This window comes from Streptomyces sp. DH10 (genome assembly GCF_029813805.1).
GTDB classification, from domain to species: Bacteria; Actinomycetota; Actinomycetes; order Streptomycetales; family Streptomycetaceae; genus Streptomyces; species Streptomyces coeruleofuscus.
Genome location: NZ_JARVKU010000013.1, coordinates 252,193 through 270,386, shown reverse-complemented (window position 1 = coordinate 270,386; position 18,194 = coordinate 252,193). Strand labels below are relative to the sequence as shown.

Sequence of the window (18,194 nt, the reverse complement as noted above, 5' to 3'; positions counted from 1 at the left end):
TCGTCCGCCCGGAGGGCGGGCCTCGCGGCGTCCGGTGCGTGCTCTCGGCGTGCCGGGCGGACGCCCGCGTACTGGTTTGTACGTGGGTGTTCGTCCGGTGCGGCGAGAGTGCGTGCCGGGCGTCGCGAGGCAGGCGGGACTTTGCGGACACGCCCTAGCGCGCGACAGCCCCGCCCTCCCGAAGGAGAACGGGGCCGTGAGCGCGTCTGAAGAGCTCAGCGCCAGCTGTGCGGGGCGCGGAAGCCCGGCTCGCGTTCCAGGCGGCGCCAGCCGGCCTTCACTCGGCCGCGGTGCGTCGGGGTCGGGTCCGTGGGGCGGGCGGCGGCGCGGGCCAGGAGGATCGCCGTGATGGCGGCGACTTCCTCGGGCTCGGCGTGGCCCTTCTCGACGCGGATGTCAGGGGTGTCCATGGGTGTCAGTCTCCGTGAGAGAGATGTCCGCCGTGTTACTGCGGAGGGTTGCCGTGTTTGCGGGAAGGCAGATCGGCGTGCTTGGTCTGGAGCATCGCGAGGGACTTGATCAGCACCTCGCGGGTTTCCGCGGGGTCGATGACGTCGTCGACCAGGCCGCGCTCGGCCGCGTAGTAGGGGTGCATCAGCTCGGACTTGTACTCCTTGACCATGCGGGTCCGCATGGCCTCCGGGTCCTCGGCCTCGGCGATCTGGCGGCGGAAGATGACGTTGGCCGCACCCTCCGCACCCATGACGGCGATCTCGTTGGTCGGCCAGGCGTAGGTGAGGTCGGCGCCGATGGACTGGCTGTCCATGACGATGTACGCACCTCCGTAGGCCTTTCGCAGGATCAGCGAGATCCTCGGCACGGTCGCGTTGCAGTAGGCGTACAGGAGCTTCGCGCCGTGGCGGATGATGCCACCGTGCTCCTGGTCGACGCCCGGGAGGAAGCCGGGGACGTCCAGAAGAGTGACGATCGGGATGTTGAAGGCGTCGCACATCTGGACGAAGCGGGCCGCCTTCTCGGAGGCCTCGATGTCCAGGACACCGGCGAGCACCTGGGGCTGGTTGGCGACGATGCCGACGACCTGGCCGTCCATCCGGCCCAGCGCGCAGATGATGTTCCGCGCCCAGCGCTCGTGGACCTCGAGGTAGTCGCCGTCGTCGACGATCTCCTCGATGACCTTGGTCATGTCGTACGGCCGGTTGCCGTCCGCCGGGACCAGGTCCAGGAGGACGTCCGAGCGGCGGTCCACCGCGTCCGCGGACTCCGCGCGCGGCGGGTTCTCGCGGTTGTTCTGCGGCAGGAGGGACAGCAGGTAGCGGACCTCGGCGATGCAGGTCTCTTCGTCGTCGTAGGCGAAGTGGCAGACGCCGGACGTCTCGGCGTGCACGTCCGCGCCGCCCAGGCCGTTCTGGGTGATCTCCTCGCCGGTGACCGCCTTGACGACGTCCGGGCCGGTGATGAACATCTGCGAGGTGTCGCGGACCATGAACACGAAGTCGGTGAGGGCCGGGCTGTAGGCCGCGCCGCCCGCGCACGGGCCCAGCATCACCGAGATCTGCGGGATGACCCCGCTCGCCCTGGTGTTGCGCTGGAAGATGCCGCCGTAGCCGGCGAGCGCCGAGACGCCCTCCTGAATGCGGGCGCCCGCGCCGTCGTTCAGCGAGACCAGGGGCGCACCGGCCGCGATGGCCATGTCCATGATCTTGTGGATCTTCGTGGCGTGGGCCTCGCCCAGCGCGCCGCCGAAGATGCGGAAGTCGTGGGCGTAGACGAAGACGGTCCGGCCCTCCACCGTGCCCCACCCGGTGATCACACCGTCGGTGTACGGCTTCTTGGCCTCCAGGCCGAAGCCGGTGGCCCGGTGCCGGCGCAGCTGCTCGACCTCGCGGAAGGAATCGGGGTCGAGGAGAAGTTCGATGCGCTCCCGGGCGGTCAGCTTGCCCTTGGCGTGCTGCGCCTTGGTCGCCTTCTCGCTCGGTCCGGCCACAGCCTGCGCACGGATCTCGTGCAGTTCGGCCACGCGTCCGCGCGCGTCGGTCGGCTCACCCGGCGCCTCATCCAAAACGGTCATGTAGTGACCTTACGAAGCCGACCAAGGATTCCGGGCCGTCGACTCCTCACAGTCTCCGGCGTGTTTTCCTGGTACCCCTGAACAGAACCATGGCGGCGTGCAGCCCTTCTGACTGCTCAGGGGGCGTGTGGCTTGTAGGGGTCGAACAAAGCCGTCAGCCGAGAGTCATCTCACAGATGTGGGTGGCACATGCCTTCCCCGGGGTGATGCGCAGGCGCAGCCGGGACCCCGTGGAGAGTACTTCGACCGTCTCGTCCGCGTGCCGGACCCGGCGGACGGGGCGGTTCCAGGTGATCTCCAGTGGTTCACCCGTGCGGGGTGGCTCGCTCACGCAGAGGGTGGCGGTACGGCCCCGGCGGACGGTCAGCACGCTCGCGCCCGCGGAGGCGGTGAGCGGTCCCGCCGTACCGGCCTGCCAGAAGTTCGCGGCCGTGAGGCCGAGGGAGGCAACGGTGACCGCCTGCCGGCCGGCGTCATTGGCGAGAACCGACATCCAGCGGCGGTCGGCGGCGCGGCGCGCGACCGCGCGGCGGGACGCGCCGGGCATGAGGACGTAGGCGTAGGTGGCGTCCTCCGGGTCGGTGCCGTGGTCCAACCAGAGGGTCTGCCAGCGGCGGGTGCGCCGCTCGGGTGTGCCGCCGGTGTTGATGTCGGACCAGGCGCCGGTGCGGTCCTCGCGCAGCGCCTTCAACTCGCCGTCGAGCAGCACCCAGCCGCCGTGGTCCTCCAGGTGGGCCCAGTCCGGGCCCCGTACGAAGGTCTGGGTGCCGGACGCGCCGAGGTTGCGGTTGTCGACGATCGTCTCCACCGGGACGCCGTCGGAGCAGCTGATCCCGGCGCCCAGGCAGATCACCGCGTCCGCGACGCAGAACCAGGACTTGCGGGCCTGGAGGGTGGAGCCGAGGCCCTTGAGGTGCTGGCCGAGTGCCGCGTACGCGCCGTCGGTGGTGCCGCCGACCCAGCGCGCGTCCGGGCGGGCCGTGCCCCACTCGCCGCCTTCCCGGTCGGCGAGGCGCTTGGTGGAGACGGTGGTGCCGGGCAGGCGGTACCAGTCGACGGTGGGCCAGAACCAGTCGGTGTACTGGTCGCTCGCGCCGGCCCACCAGCTCACCATGCCCGCGCCGGTGTGCCAGCCGCGTGGATTCTCGCCGTTGCCGCACTCGTAGTGGGCGATGCGGTCGCTGGCCATGGCGATGTTCACGGTGAAGCCGGGGCGGCGGTGGACGGCGCGGTCCATGGCGGCGAAGAGGCGGTGGCCGGTCGGCTCGGGTGCGGCCGGGAGGGGCGAGGCGGCGATCGCGTGCAGCCGGGCCAGGTCGGCGACGCCGAACTGGCGTGCCGTCAGGATCGGGGTGACCGTGTCCCGTTCGATCCAGCCCTTGATGCGGGCGTGCCAGCGGTCGCGTTCCGCCGGGCTCGCGCCGGCCGCGAGGAGCGCGATGGCCGCGATGAGCTGCCGGCCGTGGAAGTGGTCGCTGCGCATGACCTCGTGGTCGTCGGCCGTGAGCAGACCGCGGCTGATGGCCCGCCCGTTGACGCTGTCCATGACCAGTCCGTCGTGGATGAGCGGTGCGTAGGCGTGCTCGACGCTGTGGAGGACGATCTGCCGGTTCGGGTCGGTGACCTCCCAGTCGGATCCGGCGAGCAGGGCGAAGAGGCGGCCGAGGCCGTCGAGCATGACCTGGCCGTACGTGCCCGAGTAGGCGACCCAGGTGTGCTGGACGAAGGAGCCGTCGGCGTAGAGGCCGTCGCCCCGGGTGACGTACGGGAAGACCGGGGAGAGCGCGTCGCGGGCGAGGGCGATCCCGTCCGGGTCGCGGCCGAGGATGCCGCGCAGGGCGACGGAGCGGCACAGGTCGACGCGGTTGGCGCCGGTGGACGTGCCGGAGTAGTCGCCGAGGGCCGAGTCGGGGACGAAGTGGCCGACGGCGGCGCAGGCGGCCCGGATCCGGTCGTCGCCCAGGTGCTCGTACAGGGCGGCCGTGATGTCCATGAGCAGGCGCGGGCTGCCGATCTGCCATTCCCACCAGTTGCCGTACCGGGTGGTGGTGGGGTGGTAGACGGTGGCGGAGAGGTGGTCGAGGCCGCGCAGGATGCCGGCGAGGAGGTCCGGGTCGGCGGTCGAGCCGGTGCCCTGCTGGACGTACGCCTGGGTCATGGTCCACAGGCGCCTGTAGCTCACGGTGATGCCGGCCGGCGGGTCGAAGGGGTGGCCGGGCCAGAGGGAGTCCGCCGCCGGGGCCATGGCGGAGTGCAGGCCGCGGGCGAGTTCACCGGTCTCCGCGAGGCGGGAGGCGTACGGCTGCGCGGCCGGGTCGTAGCCGGTGCCCAGGGCGATGCCGAGCCAGCGCCGGCGGAGGGTGTCGTACCGGTCGGTGCCGGCGTCCCGCGTGTCGGCGCCGCGGGGCGCGGGCGTCGCGCCGCCGGTCGCCGCCAGGGCCGCGGCCGCGAGCAGCAGGGCGCGGCGGCCGGGGCGGGGCAGGGCCGTGCGGCGGGAGAAGGCGCGGCGCTGGGGAGTCATGCCCATGCCCTACCACGGGGATGCGGTCACCTGAACGGAGGATCCGGCCGGAGTGACCCGGACGGCGGAACATGTCCCGGGTGTGATGCCGGGTCAGCCGAAACGGTTGAGCAGGCGCCCGAACACCCTCGGGGCCAGGGCGCGGAGGCGGTCCGGGAGGGCCAGCCAGGCGGGGACGTAGACCAGGTCGCGCTCCTCGCGTACGGCCTCCCAGACGGCCCCGGCGACGCAGCCGGGCGAGATCATCCGTGGGTGGTCGCGGTCGTAGGGCCTGCCTCGGCGGGCGAAGAACGCCGTGTCGACCGGGCCGGCCACCACGAAGGTCACGCCCACGCCCGTGCCGCGCAGTTCCTGGCGCAGCGCCTCGGAGAAGGCGGCCAGGGCGGCCTTGGCGGCGGAGTACACCGCTTCCTCGGGTACGCCCACGCAGCCCGCGATCGAGCCGAGCAGCACCACCCTGCCCCGCCCGGCCGCGATCATGGAGGGCAGCACCTCGCGCACGAGGTGGAGCGTGGCGTTGAGGTCCAGGGCCAGCACCCGGTCGATGTCGGTGTGCGGCATGGCGGCGAACGGGCCCGCCCAGCCGATGCCCGCCCCGGCGACCAGGACGTCGACCCGGCCGGTCGTGTGCAGCGCGGACCGGGCCAGCAGGCGCGGACCGTCCGGGGCGGCGAGGTCGGCGGGCAGCACGACGGCCGAGGTGCCCGACGCCGTCCGCTCCAGGCGGTTCCGGTCGCGCCCGGTGAGGAGAAGCTGCCAGCCGTCCATGGCGAACCGCCGTGCCGTGGCCGCCCCGATGCCCGAGGAGGCCCCGGTGACGAGGGCCACGCGCCGGTCCAGGCGCCGCGGCGGCCCGTGCTCGCGCGCCGGGGAGGGGGCCGCGGGGCGGCGTGGGGCGGGGCCCGCCGGTGGGTCGTAGGCCGAGCCGGAGCCGGTGAGTGTCATCGGTCGGTCTCCCTGCGCTGTCCGTCCGCCGTGGTCTCGGTTGTCTCGGTGCGGGTTCCTGGGAACGGAACACCGTCTGTCTCCCTGCCGGTCCCCTCAAACGGAACCTCGTCTTCCAGGACACCGCCACCGCGGGGTCCCGCGCCAGCGGTGGGGCCGTTCCGGCGGGCCGGGCTCACCCGGTCCGGCGTGCGCCGCGCCGTGGGCGGTCTGCGGGCCGGGCCCGCTCGCACGGGATGCGACAGGACCACCCGTGCGTGCCGCCGGGTGCCGCCAGGCGGCGGTATGGGGCGGCTACCCGGACCGGCCGCGCCGGGTCACGTAAGGGGCACTCGTGTCCGGTACGGGACCTCTCGGCGCTCTCCGCGAAACGCGCACTCGCGCCGCGGGCCCGATCGCGACACACCCGCCAATAATGTTGAACGTTGAACCGGAATAGGTCTACGGTGGGTCGCGTTACATAGTTAAACGTTCAACATTTTCGCAGGAGGCGTACCACCATGAGCATCTTCAGCCGCAAGGACACCGAGACCGCCACCACCGTCGCCGCGCGGCCGGACCTGGCCGCCCTGACCGGCGACTACACGATCGACCCCGCGCACTCGACGCTCGGCTTCGTCGCCCGGCACGCCATGGTCACCAACGTCAAGGGCAGTTTCCAGGACTTCACGGGCACGCTCCACCTCGACGGCACCGACCCCTCCCTGTCCACGGCCTCCCTGGACGTCGTGATGGACAGCATCGAGACGGGCAACGCCGACCGCGACGGCCACCTCAAGAGCTCGGACTTCTTCAAGGCGGACGAGTTCCCGACCATGACCTTCCGCTCCACCAAGGCCGAGTCCCTCGGTGGCGAGGACTACCGCATCACCGGCGACCTGACGATCCTCGGCACGACCCGTCCCCTCGCCATCGACCTCGAGTTCAACGGCGCCGCGAAGGACCCCTTCGGCAACGAGCGCGTCGGCTTCGAGGGCAAGGCGGAGATCCTGCGCTCCGAGTGGGGCCTGACCTGGAACGCCGCCCTGGAGACCGGTGGCGTCCTGGTCTCCGACAAGATCAAGCTCAACTTCGACATCTCGGCGATCAGGAACGCGTGAGCCCGCGCGGCCGGCCCGGCGGCATAACGCCGGGCCGGTCTGGCCGAATCGCACCCCTTGTGGAAGGACCGGCGGCGTTCTCATAATCCAGCAGCAGAATTTTGACCAGTCCATGCCAGCACATGGACGTTTCTTTTTGCCTGACTGCTGTCATGCGCCTGTCAATTTGATGCTTCGGTTGCACCTCCCCAGTCAACCCCCCACGGAAGGCATCACGTTGAAGAGACTCCTCACGGCCCTCAAGAGATGCGCGGTCCTCGGGGCCGCCGCGCTCGCGATCGCCAGCCTTCAGCCCGTCTCCGCCGCGCAGGCCGCCCCGTCGCCCGTCGTCGGCGGGACGCGGGCCGCGCAGGGCGAGTTCCCGTTCATGGTCCGGCTCTCCATGGGCTGCGGCGGCGCGCTCTACACCCAGCAGATCGTGCTCACGGCCGCGCACTGTGTGGGCCGCTCCGGCAACAACACGAGCATCACCGCCACGGCGGGGGTCGTCGACCTCCAGTCGACCAGCGGCCGGGTCCAGGTCCGCTCCACCAAGGTGCTGCGCGCCCCCGGCTACAACGGCACCGGCAAGGACTGGGCACTCATCAAGCTCGCCCAGCCCATCAACCTGCCGACCCTGAAGATCGCCACCACCGCGCAGTACAACACCGGCGACTTCACCGTCGCGGGCTGGGGCGCGAACCGTGAGGGCGGTTCCCAGCAGCGCTACCTGCTGAAGGCGACCGTGCCGTTCGTCAGCGACGCCGCCTGCAAGGCCTACGGCGGCCTGTACAGCGGCCTCGTCGCGAGCGAGGAGATCTGCGCCGGCTTCGACGCGGGCGGGGTCGACACCTGCCAGGGCGACTCCGGCGGCCCCATGTTCCGCAAGGACAACGCCGGTGCCTGGATCCAGGTCGGCATCGTCAGCTGGGGTGACGGCTGCGCCCGGCCCGATGCCCCCGGCGTCTACACGGAGGTCTCGGCGTTCGCCTCCGCCATCGCCTCGGCGGCGTCGACACTCTGACCCGCCCCCCACAGCCTGTGGGCCCGGTGCCGTACGGCGCCGGGCCCTTCCCCCGCCCTATCGGCTCTTCCGGCCGGACTCCAGCTTCGTGACCGCCGCCGCCACCTGCGCCGCCCGGCTCCGCGGGGTCCGGGCGCGGAGCACGCCGAGCATCGTCAGGTACCGGTCGGTCCGCCCGAGCGCCTCGAAGGCCGCCGCGGCCCGCGGGCTCCGCTCCAGTGCCGCCGCGAGGTCCTGAGGGACCTCGGCCTCCTGCTGGGAGGCGTATGCCGCCTCCCATCGCCCGTCCGCCCGCGCGGCCGCCACCTCCGCGAGCCCGCCCGGCCTCATGCGCCCGGCGGCGGTCAGTTCCTCGATCCGCCGGACGTTGACCATGGACCAGAGGCTGCCCGGGCGCCGCGGGGTGATCCGCTGGACGTAGTACGACTCGTCGAGTCCCTTGCGCTGCCCGGTGATCCACCCGTGGCACAGCGCCACGTCGTTGACGTCGGCGGCGCTGACGGAGGGAATGCCCGAACCCTTCTTGGCGACCTTGACCCAGAGGCCGGGATGCGGGGCGGGGTGTGCGGTCAGCCAGGATTCCAGGTCGGCGACGGTCGCGAAGGGGAGAGGGTCTCCGGAGGCGGTCATGGCACCACCGTAGGGACCGAGTAGGACAGATCCTGTCCGCTACGCGAGGAGCGCGCGTGCCTGTTCGCGGGCGTCGACGACGGCGTCCGGGAAGATGCCCAGGCCGTGCGCGACGAGCGCCCCCTCGTGCAGCAGCATCAGCGCCCGGGCCAGGGCCTCGGCTCCTTCCGGGTCGATGTCCGAGGCGAGGCGGGTGAAGAGGGCGAGCATCCACTGCTTCTGCCCGGTGATGATCGGGTGGGCCGGGTGGGCGGGGTCGCTGATCTCCGCGTGGGCGTTGACCATGCTGCACCCCTTGGGGCTGAGCTCCGCCGCCCAGTCGCGTGAGGCGTCGAAGACCGCCAGGACGCGCTCCCCCGGCTCCGGCCCGGCCGCGTCGAGGCGTTCGGCGAGGAAGGCCCGCCAGCGCTCGTCGCGGTCCGCGAGGTACTCCACGACGATCTGCTCCTTGGAGCCGAAGCGGTCGTAGAGGGTCTTCTTCGTCACGCCGGCCTCGGCGGCGATGAGGTCGACTCCGACGGCGTGGATGCCGCGCTCGTAGAACAGCCGGGCGGCCGCCGCCAGGACGCGACGGGCGGCGGGCGTCATCGTGATCCGGCGCGGATTCCCGGCACTGGCGGTGGTACCCATGACATCCGAGTATACCGATCTGTATAGTGGGCGGGGAACGTGTATACCGATCTGTCTACTGGTTGTGATGTCGGTGAACGTCCTTCTCTCCGTCGCCTTCGTCCTCTGCTGGAGCTCCGGGTTCATCGGGGCCAAGCTCGGTGCGGGCGACGCGTCCGCGATCACGGTCCTGATGTGGCGGTTCCTGCCGCTGGCCGTCGTCCTGGTCGCCGTCGCCTTCGTCATGCGATCGGCCTGGCGAGGGCTCACCGCCCGGGACGTGACCCGGCAGGCCGTCATCGGCGTGCTGTCGCAGAGCGGCTATCTGCTCAGCGTCTACTACGCCATCCAGCTCGGCGTCTCCAGCGGCACCACGGCCCTGATCGACGGGGTCCAGCCTCTCGTCGCCGGGGCCCTCGCGGGACCGCTGCTGGGGCAGTACGTCTCGGGCCGGCAGTGGATCGGCCTCGGTCTGGGGCTGAGCGGCGTCGCCGTGGTCACCCTGGCCGACGCCGCGGCCGGGACCGGCGTGGCCTGGTGGGCGTACGCCGTCCCGCTGCTCGGCATGCTGTCCCTGGTCGCGGCCACGTTCCTGGAGAGCCGGTCCCGCTCGCGGGTCGCCCCCTCGGTGTCGCTGACCGTCCACTGCGCCACCAGCGCCGTCCTCTTCTCCGCGCTGGCCCTGAGCACCGGTGCCGCGACGCCGCCCGCCGAGGGCGGGTTCTGGGTGGCCGTCGCATGGCTCGTGGGTCTGTCCACATTCGGCGGGTACGGGCTGTACTGGCTCATCCTGAAGCGCTCCGGGGTGACGAAGGTGAACACGCTGATGTTCCTCATGGCCCCGGTGACGGCCGTCTGGGGCGCGCTCGCGTTCGGTGAGCCGTTCGGCGTGCAGACCGCCCTCGGCCTGGCCGTCTGCCTGGTGGCCGTGGTCGTCGTCCACCGCGGTGACGGCCGGAAGGACACGGCTGTGACCGCCGCGCGAGGCGAGCAGGAGGAAAACCGGTGGACCCGGGCCGCCGGGCCCGCCTAACCTCTCCCGCGTGTCCAGCCCCGAGGCGTCCAGAGTGCGGCCACCGGCTCTCCGGTGGCTGCTCGTGATGCCGGGCCGCTGAAGCCCGTTCGCTCCGCTGCCGGAAGCCGTCCGACCTGTCGTGTCCGACGTCTGCTTCAGGGTGCGGAGTCTCTTCATGCCGTTCGCTCTTCTTCTGCTGGGCCTTGCCGTTTTCGGGCAGGGAACGTCCGAGTTCATGCTGTCCGGTCTCGTCCCGGACATCGCGCGGGATCTGGGGGTGTCCGTTCCCGCCGCCGGGGCGCTGACCTCCGCCTTCGCGGCGGGGATGGTCGTGGGGGCGCCGCTGGTGGCGGGGCTCGCCCGGCGCTGGCCGCGGCGGGGTGCGCTGCTGGCGTTCCTCGTCGTGTTCCTCGCCGTCCATGTCGCCGGTGCTCTCACCGGCAGTTTCGAGGTACTGCTCGCCACCCGGGTGGTGGGGGCGCTCGCCAACGCCGGGTTCCTCGCCGTCGCCCTCGTGGCCGCCGCGGACATGGTCCCGGCGGACGCGAAGGGACGGGCGACGTCCATGCTTCTGGGCGGCGTCACGCTGGCGTGCGTGGCCGGGGTGCCCGCCGGGGCCGTGCTGGGCGCGCTGTGGGGCTGGCGTGCGGCGTTCTGGGCCGTGGCGCTGCTGTCGCTGCCCGCGCTGGCGGCGGTGGCGAGGTCGGTGCCGGGCGGTACGGCCGGGGACGCGCCGCCCGCGCTGGGTGGTGAACTCCGGTCACTGCGCAGCCCTCGGCTGATCGTCACGCTGCTGCTGGGCGCCCTCGTGAACGGCGCGACGTTCTGCACCTTCACCTATCTCGCGCCGCTGGTCACCGAGGTGACGGGGCTCGGCAGCGCCTGGATTCCCGGTGTGCTCGCGCTGTTCGGGGCCGGGTCGTTCGCGGGGGTGACCGCCGCGGGGCGGTTCGCCGACCGGCGCCCCGTGCCGGTCCTGGCCGGCGGGGGCGTCGCCGTGTGCCTGGGCTGGTGCCTCCTGGCGCTCGGGGCCGGGCACCCGGTCCTGGCACTCGGGCTCGTCTTCGCCCAGGGCGCGCTGTCCTTCGGCGTCGGTTCCACGCTGATCTCCGAGGTGCTGTACGCGGCGCCGGGCGCACCCACGCTGGCCGGTGGTTTCGCCACGGCCGCGTTCAACGTGGGTGCCGCGCTGGGCCCGTGGGCCGGTGGCCTGGTGATCGACGCGGGGTTCGGGTACCGGTCGCCGGTGTGGGTCAGCGCGGGGCTGGTCGCGCTGGCGGGCGTGGTGGCCGCGGCCGCGTGGAGGCAGCGGGGACGGGTGCCGGGCCGGGAGGCGGCCGGGCGCTGACGTGCGGCCGGGGCGCCGGGCCGGGAGGCAGCCGGGCGCTGACCTGCGGCCGGGGCGCCGGGCCGGGAGGCAGCCGGGCGCTGACCTGCGGCCGGGGCGCCGGGCCGGGAGGCAGCCGGGCGCTGACCTGCGGCCGGGGCGCCGGGCCGGGAGGCAGCCGAGCGCTGACCTACGGCCGGGGCGCTGGCCGCCGGGAACCGACCTACGGCCGAGGTACCGGACCGGGAGGCCGTCGGGAACCGACCCTGCGGCCGGGGCGCCGGGCCGGGAGGCGGGGCGCCGGGCCTGGGGCGGCCGGGCGCGGACCTGCGGCCGGGATGCCGGACCGGGAGGTCGCCGGGAACCGACCTACGGCCGGGGCGCCGGGCCTGGGGGCGGCCGGGCACGGACCTACGGCCGGGATGCCGGACCGGGAGGCCGCCGGGCACGGACCTGCGGCCGAGGTACCGGACCTGGGAGGCCGCCGGGAACCGACCTTGTGGCCGAGGTACCGGACCGGGAGGCCACCAGGAACCGACCTACGGCCGGGGCGCCGACCGGGAGGCCGCCGGACGCTGATCTCCCGCACGGATGCCGGGGACTGTGCCCCTCCCGTCAGAACCCGCCCCCGAAGTCCCCTCCCCCACCGAAGTCGCCGCCGCCGAAACCACCGTCACCGAAGCCGCCCCCGTAGTCGCCGCTGTCGAAGTCCGCACCGGAGACGTCGCCGCCCTCGTAGCCGCCGAAGTCGCCGTAGCCGGAGCCGTAGTCGGCCCCGTAGGCGGGGGCGGCCATCATGCTGCCGAGCATGGTGCCGATGAGGAGGCCGGGCAGGAGGCCGCCGCCGAAGTAGCCGCCGGCCCAGGGGCCGTACGCCGGGCCGGCCTCCCAGTACGGGCGGCGGCCGTACTCGGTGTCGACCTCGCGGATCACCGGGTCGCGGCCCTCGGAGAGCCGGGTCCGGTCGGCCGCGCAGACGGGGACGTCGCGCGTGGCGCCGCCCGGCGGCGTCCAGCTCGCGTCGGCGACCGAGGGGCCGTGGCGGGGGTCGAAGAAGCAGGGCGGACGGCGCTCCGGCAGCGGGCCGCCCTCGCGGCGGGCCGCGAGTCGCGCCAGGGAGAACCGGCCGTCCTGCACGGCCTGGGTGACGGCCCGCACGTCCTCCGGTTTCGTCGCGGCGGCCATGAAGGACTTCGCCTGTTCGTAGGAGTCCAGGGCGTGTTCGTAGTCGGCGCGCATCGCGTCGTCGGCGCCGGGTTCGCCGGGGTGGAAGTCGAGGCGGTCGAGCTCCTCGCCGAAGGCGGTGATGTCCTCGTCGACCACCACGCGCAGCTTCTCCAGCGCGGCCCGCTGCTCCTCCTCGTGGCGGCGGCGGTTGCGGCGGGCCACCGCGTAGGCGCCCGCGCCACCGGCCGCGACCAGTGCGCCGACCGTGATCAGGCCGCCGACCGGCACGTCGGTGCCCGAGCCGTCGCTCCAGCTGCTGGGCGCCGAGCCGCCCACGTTGCGCAGGGCGTCGTCGACGAAGTCGTTCAGCTGGGCCTTGACGTCGCCCGTGTCCTCGACGGCCGTGACCAGGTTCGACACCGCCTGGGGGCTCATCACCGAGCTGTCCGCACGGGCGTCGAACTCGTCGCCGACGCGGATGCCGTACAGGCCGGTGACGCCGGTCTCGGTACGGAGGTTCCGGAAGAGGTCCTGCGTGGGGAAGTCGGCCGGGAGGACGGCCACGAAGACGGGTTTGTCCGCGTCCTTGATCTTGTCGGCGAGCGCCTCGGCGTCCGACTCGGCCAGCTGGCCGGAGGCGGCCGGATCGACGTAGACCGGGTTCTCACGCAGTTCCTCGGCGACCTTCGAGAGGTCCGTGGCCGCGTGCGCACCGGGCGCACCGACCATGAGCGCCGCCAGTACGGCGACGACCGGCACGATCAGCAGACGTACGAGGGTACGCACCAGTGCGGCCTTCATATGTTCGAAGCTACCCGAATCGGCACAGAATCGACACAGGCGGACGCAATGGATCGGCTGAGGCGACGGCGCGGAAGGCGCCGTCGCCACCCGCCTGCTCGTCTACTCGGCCGGGGTCACTCCCGCCCGCAGGAGCCCGTACGTGTACGCGTCCTCCAGGGCCTGCCAGCTCGCGGCGATGACGTTGTCGGCCACACCCACCGTCGACCACTCGCCCGTGCCGTCGGACGTGGAGATCAGCACGCGGGTCGTCGAGCTGGTGCCGTGCTTGCCCTCCAGGATGCGGACCTTGTAGTCGACCAGGTCCAGCTTGGCGAGCTGCGGGTAGATCTTCTCCAGGCCCACGCGCAGGGCCCGGTCCAGCGCGTTGACCGGCCCGTTGCCCTCGGCCGTGGCGACGATGCGCTCGCCCTTGGCCCAGAGCTTGACCGTGGCCTCGTTGGCGTGGGAGCCGTCGGGCCGGTCCTCGACGATGGCACGCCAGGACTCGATCTCGAAGTAGCGCAGCGGCTTGCCCTGGACCTCGGTGCGCAGGAGGATCTCGAAGCTGGCGTCCGCCGCCTCGTACGTGTAGCCCTTGAGTTCGCGCTCCTTCACCCGCTCGACCACCCGGCCGACCAGCTCTCGGTCGTCGCCGAGGTCGATGCCGAGTTCCTTGCCCTTGAGCTCGATCGAGGCGCGGCCGGCCATGTCGGAGACCAGCATCCGCATGGTGTTGCCGACCTGCTCGGGGTCGATGTGCTGGTACAGGTCCGGGTCGACCTTGATGGCCGAGGCGTGCAGGCCGGCCTTGTGCGCGAAGGCCGAGATGCCGACATAGGGCTGGTGCGTGGAGGGCGTGAGGTTGACGACCTCGGCGATCGCGTGCGAGATGCGCGTCATCTCGCGCAGGTGCCCCTCGGGCAGGACCTGCTTGCCGTACTTGAGCTCGAGGGCCGCCACGACCGGGAAGAGGTTGGCGTTGCCGACGCGCTCGCCGTAGCCGTTGGCCGTGCACTGGACGTGCGTCGCGCCCGCGTCGACGGCGGCCAGCGTGTTCGCCACCGCGCAGCCCGTGTCGTCCTGGGCGTGGATGCCGAGCCGGGCGCCCGTGTCGGCCAGGACCGTGCCGACGACCGCCTGGATCTGCGCCGGGAGCATGCCGCCGTTGGTGTCACAGAGGACCACCACGTCCGCACCGGCGTCGGAGGCGGTACGGACGACCGACTTGGCGTACTCGGGGTTCGCGCGGTAGCCGTCGAAGAAGTGCTCGCAGTCGACGAAGACCCGGCGTCCCTGCTCCTTCAGGAACGACACCGTGTCGCGGACCATCGCCAGGTTCTCGTCCAGGGTGGTGCGCAGGGCGAGCTCGACGTGCCGGTCGTGGGACTTGGCGACCAGCGTGATCACCTCGGCGCCCGACTCCAGCAGCGCCTTGACCTGCGGGTCCTCAGCCGCCTTCGCTCCCGCGCGGCGGGTCGCCCCGAACGCGACCAACTGGGCGTGCCGGAAGTCGATCTCCTGCTGGGCGCGGGCGAAGAACTCGGTGTCCCGGGGGTTCGCGCCCGGCCAGCCGCCCTCGATGAAGCCGACGCCGAAGTCGTCCAGGTGCCGCGCGATGGCCAGCTTGTCGGCGACGGTGAGGTTGATGCCCTCCCGCTGGGCGCCGTCGCGCAGGGTGGTGTCGAAGACGTGGAAGGAATCGTCGAGCTCGCTGGGTGCGGTCATGGTGTCAAGGCTCCTGAGGATGGGATCTCGGTCGTACCGGAATGACCGGCTCCACCGCCCTCACATACTCCCTCGCGCTCTCGCCTCCGGCTGCGGGTGGGCCAGAAATGCGAAAAACCTCTCGCGGGTGCGAGAGGTCTGCGCGCGGGTCGAGGACGACGGTGTCCGCCCGTACCTGGTCGTACGTGGCGGTCACTGCGGACCGGCGCGCCTGCTGCCAATAATCATGGCGAACGAGAGCACGGGGGCAGTCTGGCACAACCCCCGCGCCTCGCTCACGGTTGTCTCAGGATGCGGTCGGTCACCTCATGTGACGGACGTAGACGTGCGAGGTGTCGTACGTGTCGCCGGGGACGAGGTCGGGTGAGGCACTGCTGAAGGCGACCGTGCGGCCGTGCCGGTCGAGGACCGGGGCGGACACGCTCTGGTCGTTCGGGCCGCCCTCGGCGTCCGGGCTGGCCAGGACCGTGCGCCCGGTGCGCAGATCACGTACGTACGCGCGGGCCGTGCGGTCCGTGTCGCCCGGGTCGGCCGAGACGAAGGCCAGATACCGGTTGTCGGCGCTGAGGTGCGGATACGCGGTGAACGCGGCCGGGTCGGCGGCGTCGATCCGGCGCAGCCCGCCCGTCCTCAGGTCGCGGACGAAGGCGTTGTGGCCCTTGTTGGTGTCGCCCGAGGTCAGCCGCGAGTCGCGGGAGTTGAAGACCGCGTACCGGCCGTCGGCGCTGATCTGCGGGGACTCGGTGTGCCCGTCGGGCTCCAGACCGTCCGGTGCCCGGTCGGCGTGGAACAGCTCGCCGCTCGGCACGTCACGGACGTAGGCGTCGCTCCAGTCGCCCGGGGCCGGGTGCGGGACGAAGAACTGGTAGCCGACGCGCTTGCCGTCGGCGCTGATGGACGGGCGGGTGGCGGCGGTCTTCCGGTCGCCGGCGGCGGGCACCTGGCTGACGCGGACGGCCTCGCCGCCGGTGCGGTCGACGCGGTAGACGCGTCCCCAGCGGTCCTCGCCCTCCGCGGGTCCGGACTGCTGGGCGACGAAGGCGACGTAGCGGCCGTCGGCGCTGATGGCGGGCTGCCTGCCGGTGTCGTAGCCCGTGTCGACTGTGTCCTTGATGCGCTGGAGGGCGCCGGACTTCAGGTCCTTGACCCAGATGTGGCTGCGGCCGTCGCCGTCCGTGGCGCCGAAGGCCAGGTACCGGCCGTTGCCGCTCAGGGCGACGTCGTCGACCGAGCCGGCGTCCGCCGACGTACTGGCCAGCCGGGTCGTGCCGGTCCTCAGGTCGCGCACGAAGGCGTCGGCGTCGCCGTCGGTGTCGCCGGCGACGAGGTTGTCGGCGCTGGAGACGAAGGCCAGACGGCGGCCGTCGGCGCTCAGGCTCGGCCCTCCGGAGGCGGCGTCGCCGTCGGTGCCGTCCGGGGCGACGCTCGCCTTCTCGGTCCGCGGCACCGCATCGGCGGCGGTCGCGGGCAGCGCGGCGACACCGCCGAGCGTGACGGCCAGGGCCACGCCGAGCGCGACGGACGTGGCCCTCCTGGTGCTGGTCATGTGCTGTTCCCCCTGTGTTCCCCGTTGACGCTTCTCCCCCGGCCCCGCGCCGAGGGCTCCCCCAGAGCCAACAGCACCACGGACCACAGGGTCAATCCGTCGTATTGAGTACAACCCGGGCAGGCGTTCAGGCGTCCGCGAGGAGGCTGTCGGCGAGGAACTCGTGGACGTGCCGCAGGACTTGGGCCCGGTCCGTGCCGCGCAGGCCGATCGCGACATGGATGGCGAAGCCGTCCAGCAGCGCCCGCAGGCGGGCGGCGAACCGGTCCGGGTCGACGCGGCGGAACTCGCCCCGCGAGATGCCCTCGGCGAGCAGGGCGACCAGGTCGCGGTGCCAGACGCCCTCGATGGCGGCCTGCCGGTCACGGGCCTCCGCGTCGGTGGCAGCGCTCTGCGAGCGGTTCCAGACCTCCAGCCACAGCGTCCAGTGCGGGTCGCGGTGGCCGTCGGGGACGTACAGGTCGACGTAGGCGTCGAGCCGTTCGCGGGCGGTGGCGGCGCGGGTCAGCAGCCGTCCGCGCTCGGCGCCCAGCCGGCCCTCGCTCCACTCCAGGGTGCGCAGCAGCAGTTCGTCCTTGGAGCCGAAGTAGTAGAGCAGGTGGCCGCTGCTCATGCCGACCTCGCGGCCGAGCGCCGCCATGGTGAGTTTCTCCAGGCCGCGCTCGGCGATCATCTCCATGGCGGCGGCGAGCACGTCCTCGCGGGGCGGCGCCTGCCTGCGCCCACCGGCCATCTGCTGCTCCCGGGTGCTAGATCCTCGGCTGTTGCTGGGTGATGCAGTGGATTCCTCCACCGCCGGCAAAGATCGTACGGGCGTCCACGAGTGTCACGGTCCGCTCCGGGAACAGGCGGCGGAAGATGCCGGCCGCGAGTTCGTCGCGCGGGTCGTCGAAGCCGCACAGGACCACGCCGCCGTTGCAGAGGTAGTGGTTGATGTACGAGTAGTCGGCCCAGTGGCCGTCGGCTTCCAGGACGGTGGGGGCCTGCACGTCGACGACCTCCAGGCGGCGGCCGCGCGCGTCCGTCTGCGACCTCAGCAGGCCGGTGATCTCCTTCGTCACCTCGTGGTCGGGGTGCGCCGGGTCCGGCTGCACATGGGCCACGACCACGCCGGGGCGGGCGAAGGCCGCGACGATGTCGACGTGGCCGAGGGTGCCGAAGCCGTGCGGGGGGTAGTCGCCGGTCAGGCCGCGCGGCAGCCAGATCGCCTTGCGGGTGCCCAGCAGGGAGTGGATCTCGGCCTCGACCTCCTCCCGCGTCCAGCCGGGATTGCGCTCGGGCCCCAGCTGCACGGTCTCGGTCAGCAACACCGTCCCCTCGCCGTCCACATGGATCGCCCCGCCCTCGTTGACGAGGTGCGAGGTGTACGTCCGTGCCCCCGCGAGGTCCGCGACGTGGGCGCCGATCTTCGCGTCGTGCTCCCAGCGGGCCCAGCTCTGGGCGCCCCAGCCGTTGAACGTCCAGTCGACGGCGCCCAGTTCACCCCGTCCGTTGGTGAGGAAGGTCGGTCCGATGTCGCGCATCCAGGCGTCGTCGAGGTCCCGCTCGACGGTCTCGATCCCCTGCCCCAGCAGCGCACGCGCCTGGTCCGACCGCCCCGGGCCGCACACCACCGTCACCGGCTCGAACCGGCGGATCGCGCGGGCCACCGAGGCCCAGGCGAGCCGGGCCCCGGCCAGGTCCTCCGGGTCGTCGAAGGTCGGGTTCGGGCCCGGCCAGGCCATCCAGGTGCGCTCGTGCGGGGCCCATTCGGCGGGCATGCGGAAGCCGTCGGCGGCTGCGGACATCGTGAAC

Annotated in this window: 15 protein-coding genes; 4 read left to right on the top strand and 11 right to left on the bottom strand. The window is 72.6% G+C overall.

What is annotated here, in order from left to right; translation table 11 throughout:
• Window positions 1-215: 215 nt before the first annotated feature.
• From QC385_RS26540 to QC385_RS26525, 4 genes are all read right to left on the bottom strand, one after another.
• On the bottom strand, window positions 216-410 hold the full coding sequence (locus QC385_RS26540; protein ID WP_020271460.1) for an acyl-CoA carboxylase subunit epsilon: 195 nt from the start codon (window positions 408-410) through the stop codon (window positions 216-218).
• 35 nt (window positions 411-445) lie between these two features.
• A complete protein-coding gene (locus QC385_RS26535; RefSeq protein ID WP_279543871.1) occupies window positions 446-2,029 on the bottom strand; it encodes an acyl-CoA carboxylase subunit beta in 1,584 nt (527 codons plus the stop codon).
• Between the two features lie 154 nt (window positions 2,030-2,183).
• A complete protein-coding gene (locus QC385_RS26530; protein WP_279543870.1) occupies window positions 2,184-4,550 on the bottom strand; it encodes a polysaccharide lyase 8 family protein in 2,367 nt (788 codons plus the stop codon).
• Window positions 4,551-4,643: 93 nt separating this feature from the next.
• Window positions 4,644-5,495 (bottom strand): SDR family NAD(P)-dependent oxidoreductase, encoded by an 852-nt coding sequence (locus QC385_RS26525; protein ID WP_279543868.1) that lies wholly within the window; start codon window positions 5,493-5,495, stop codon window positions 4,644-4,646.
• Window positions 5,496-5,995: 500 nt separating this feature from the next.
• Between QC385_RS26525 and QC385_RS26520 the strand changes: the two genes are divergently transcribed.
• Window positions 5,996-6,595: a YceI family protein gene (locus QC385_RS26520; protein ID WP_279543866.1), complete on the top strand. Its 600-nt coding sequence runs from the start codon at window positions 5,996-5,998 to the stop codon at window positions 6,593-6,595.
• 217 nt (window positions 6,596-6,812) lie between these two features.
• Window positions 6,813-7,598, top strand: coding sequence for a S1 family peptidase (locus QC385_RS26515; protein WP_279543865.1), 786 nt, complete (start codon window positions 6,813-6,815; stop codon window positions 7,596-7,598).
• Window positions 7,599-7,655: 57 nt separating this feature from the next.
• Here the strand turns inward: QC385_RS26515 and QC385_RS26510 are convergent, their stop codons facing one another.
• Both QC385_RS26510 and QC385_RS26505 read right to left on the bottom strand, forming a co-directional pair.
• Window positions 7,656-8,228, bottom strand: coding sequence for a YdeI/OmpD-associated family protein (locus tag QC385_RS26510; protein ID WP_279543864.1), 573 nt, complete (start codon window positions 8,226-8,228; stop codon window positions 7,656-7,658).
• A 39-nt stretch (window positions 8,229-8,267) separates the two neighbouring features.
• Window positions 8,268-8,858 carry a TetR/AcrR family transcriptional regulator gene (locus QC385_RS26505; protein ID WP_279543863.1) on the bottom strand — a complete coding sequence of 197 codons (591 nt, stop codon included), beginning with the start codon at window positions 8,856-8,858 and terminating at the stop codon, window positions 8,268-8,270.
• 73 nt (window positions 8,859-8,931) lie between these two features.
• Between QC385_RS26505 and QC385_RS26500 the strand changes: the two genes are divergently transcribed.
• A complete protein-coding gene (locus QC385_RS26500) occupies window positions 8,932-9,870 on the top strand; it encodes a DMT family transporter (protein ID WP_279543880.1) in 939 nt (312 codons plus the stop codon).
• 157 nt (window positions 9,871-10,027) lie between these two features.
• On the top strand, window positions 10,028-11,200 hold the full coding sequence (locus tag QC385_RS26495) for a Cmx/CmrA family chloramphenicol efflux MFS transporter (RefSeq protein ID WP_279543862.1): 1,173 nt from the start codon (window positions 10,028-10,030) through the stop codon (window positions 11,198-11,200).
• Between the two features lie 594 nt (window positions 11,201-11,794).
• On the opposite strand, the gene QC385_RS26490 is transcribed toward QC385_RS26495, so the two are convergent.
• The 5 genes from QC385_RS26490 to QC385_RS26470 all read right to left on the bottom strand — a co-directional run bounded on the left by QC385_RS26490 (window position 11,795) and on the right by QC385_RS26470 (window position 18,187).
• Window positions 11,795-13,147, bottom strand: a complete 1,353-nt coding sequence (locus tag QC385_RS26490; protein ID WP_279543861.1) for a hypothetical protein — start codon at window positions 13,145-13,147, stop codon at window positions 11,795-11,797.
• Window positions 13,148-13,249: 102 nt separating this feature from the next.
• The gene (gene cimA, locus QC385_RS26485; protein WP_279543860.1) at window positions 13,250-14,854 is read right to left on the bottom strand and encodes a citramalate synthase; all 1,605 of its coding nucleotides are present in this window, start codon (window positions 14,852-14,854) and stop codon (window positions 13,250-13,252) included.
• Window positions 14,855-15,155: 301 nt separating this feature from the next.
• Entirely contained in the window at window positions 15,156-16,400 is a 1,245-nt protein-coding gene (locus QC385_RS26480; protein WP_279543859.1) for a hypothetical protein, read from the bottom strand.
• Window positions 16,401-16,527: 127 nt separating this feature from the next.
• Window positions 16,528-17,133, bottom strand: coding sequence for a TetR/AcrR family transcriptional regulator (locus QC385_RS26475; protein ID WP_279543858.1), 606 nt, complete (start codon window positions 17,131-17,133; stop codon window positions 16,528-16,530).
• A gap of 16 nt (window positions 17,134-17,149) precedes the next feature.
• On the bottom strand, window positions 17,150-18,187 hold the full coding sequence (locus QC385_RS26470) for an agmatine deiminase family protein (protein ID WP_279543857.1): 1,038 nt from the start codon (window positions 18,185-18,187) through the stop codon (window positions 17,150-17,152).
• Window positions 18,188-18,194: the final 7 nt, after the last annotated feature.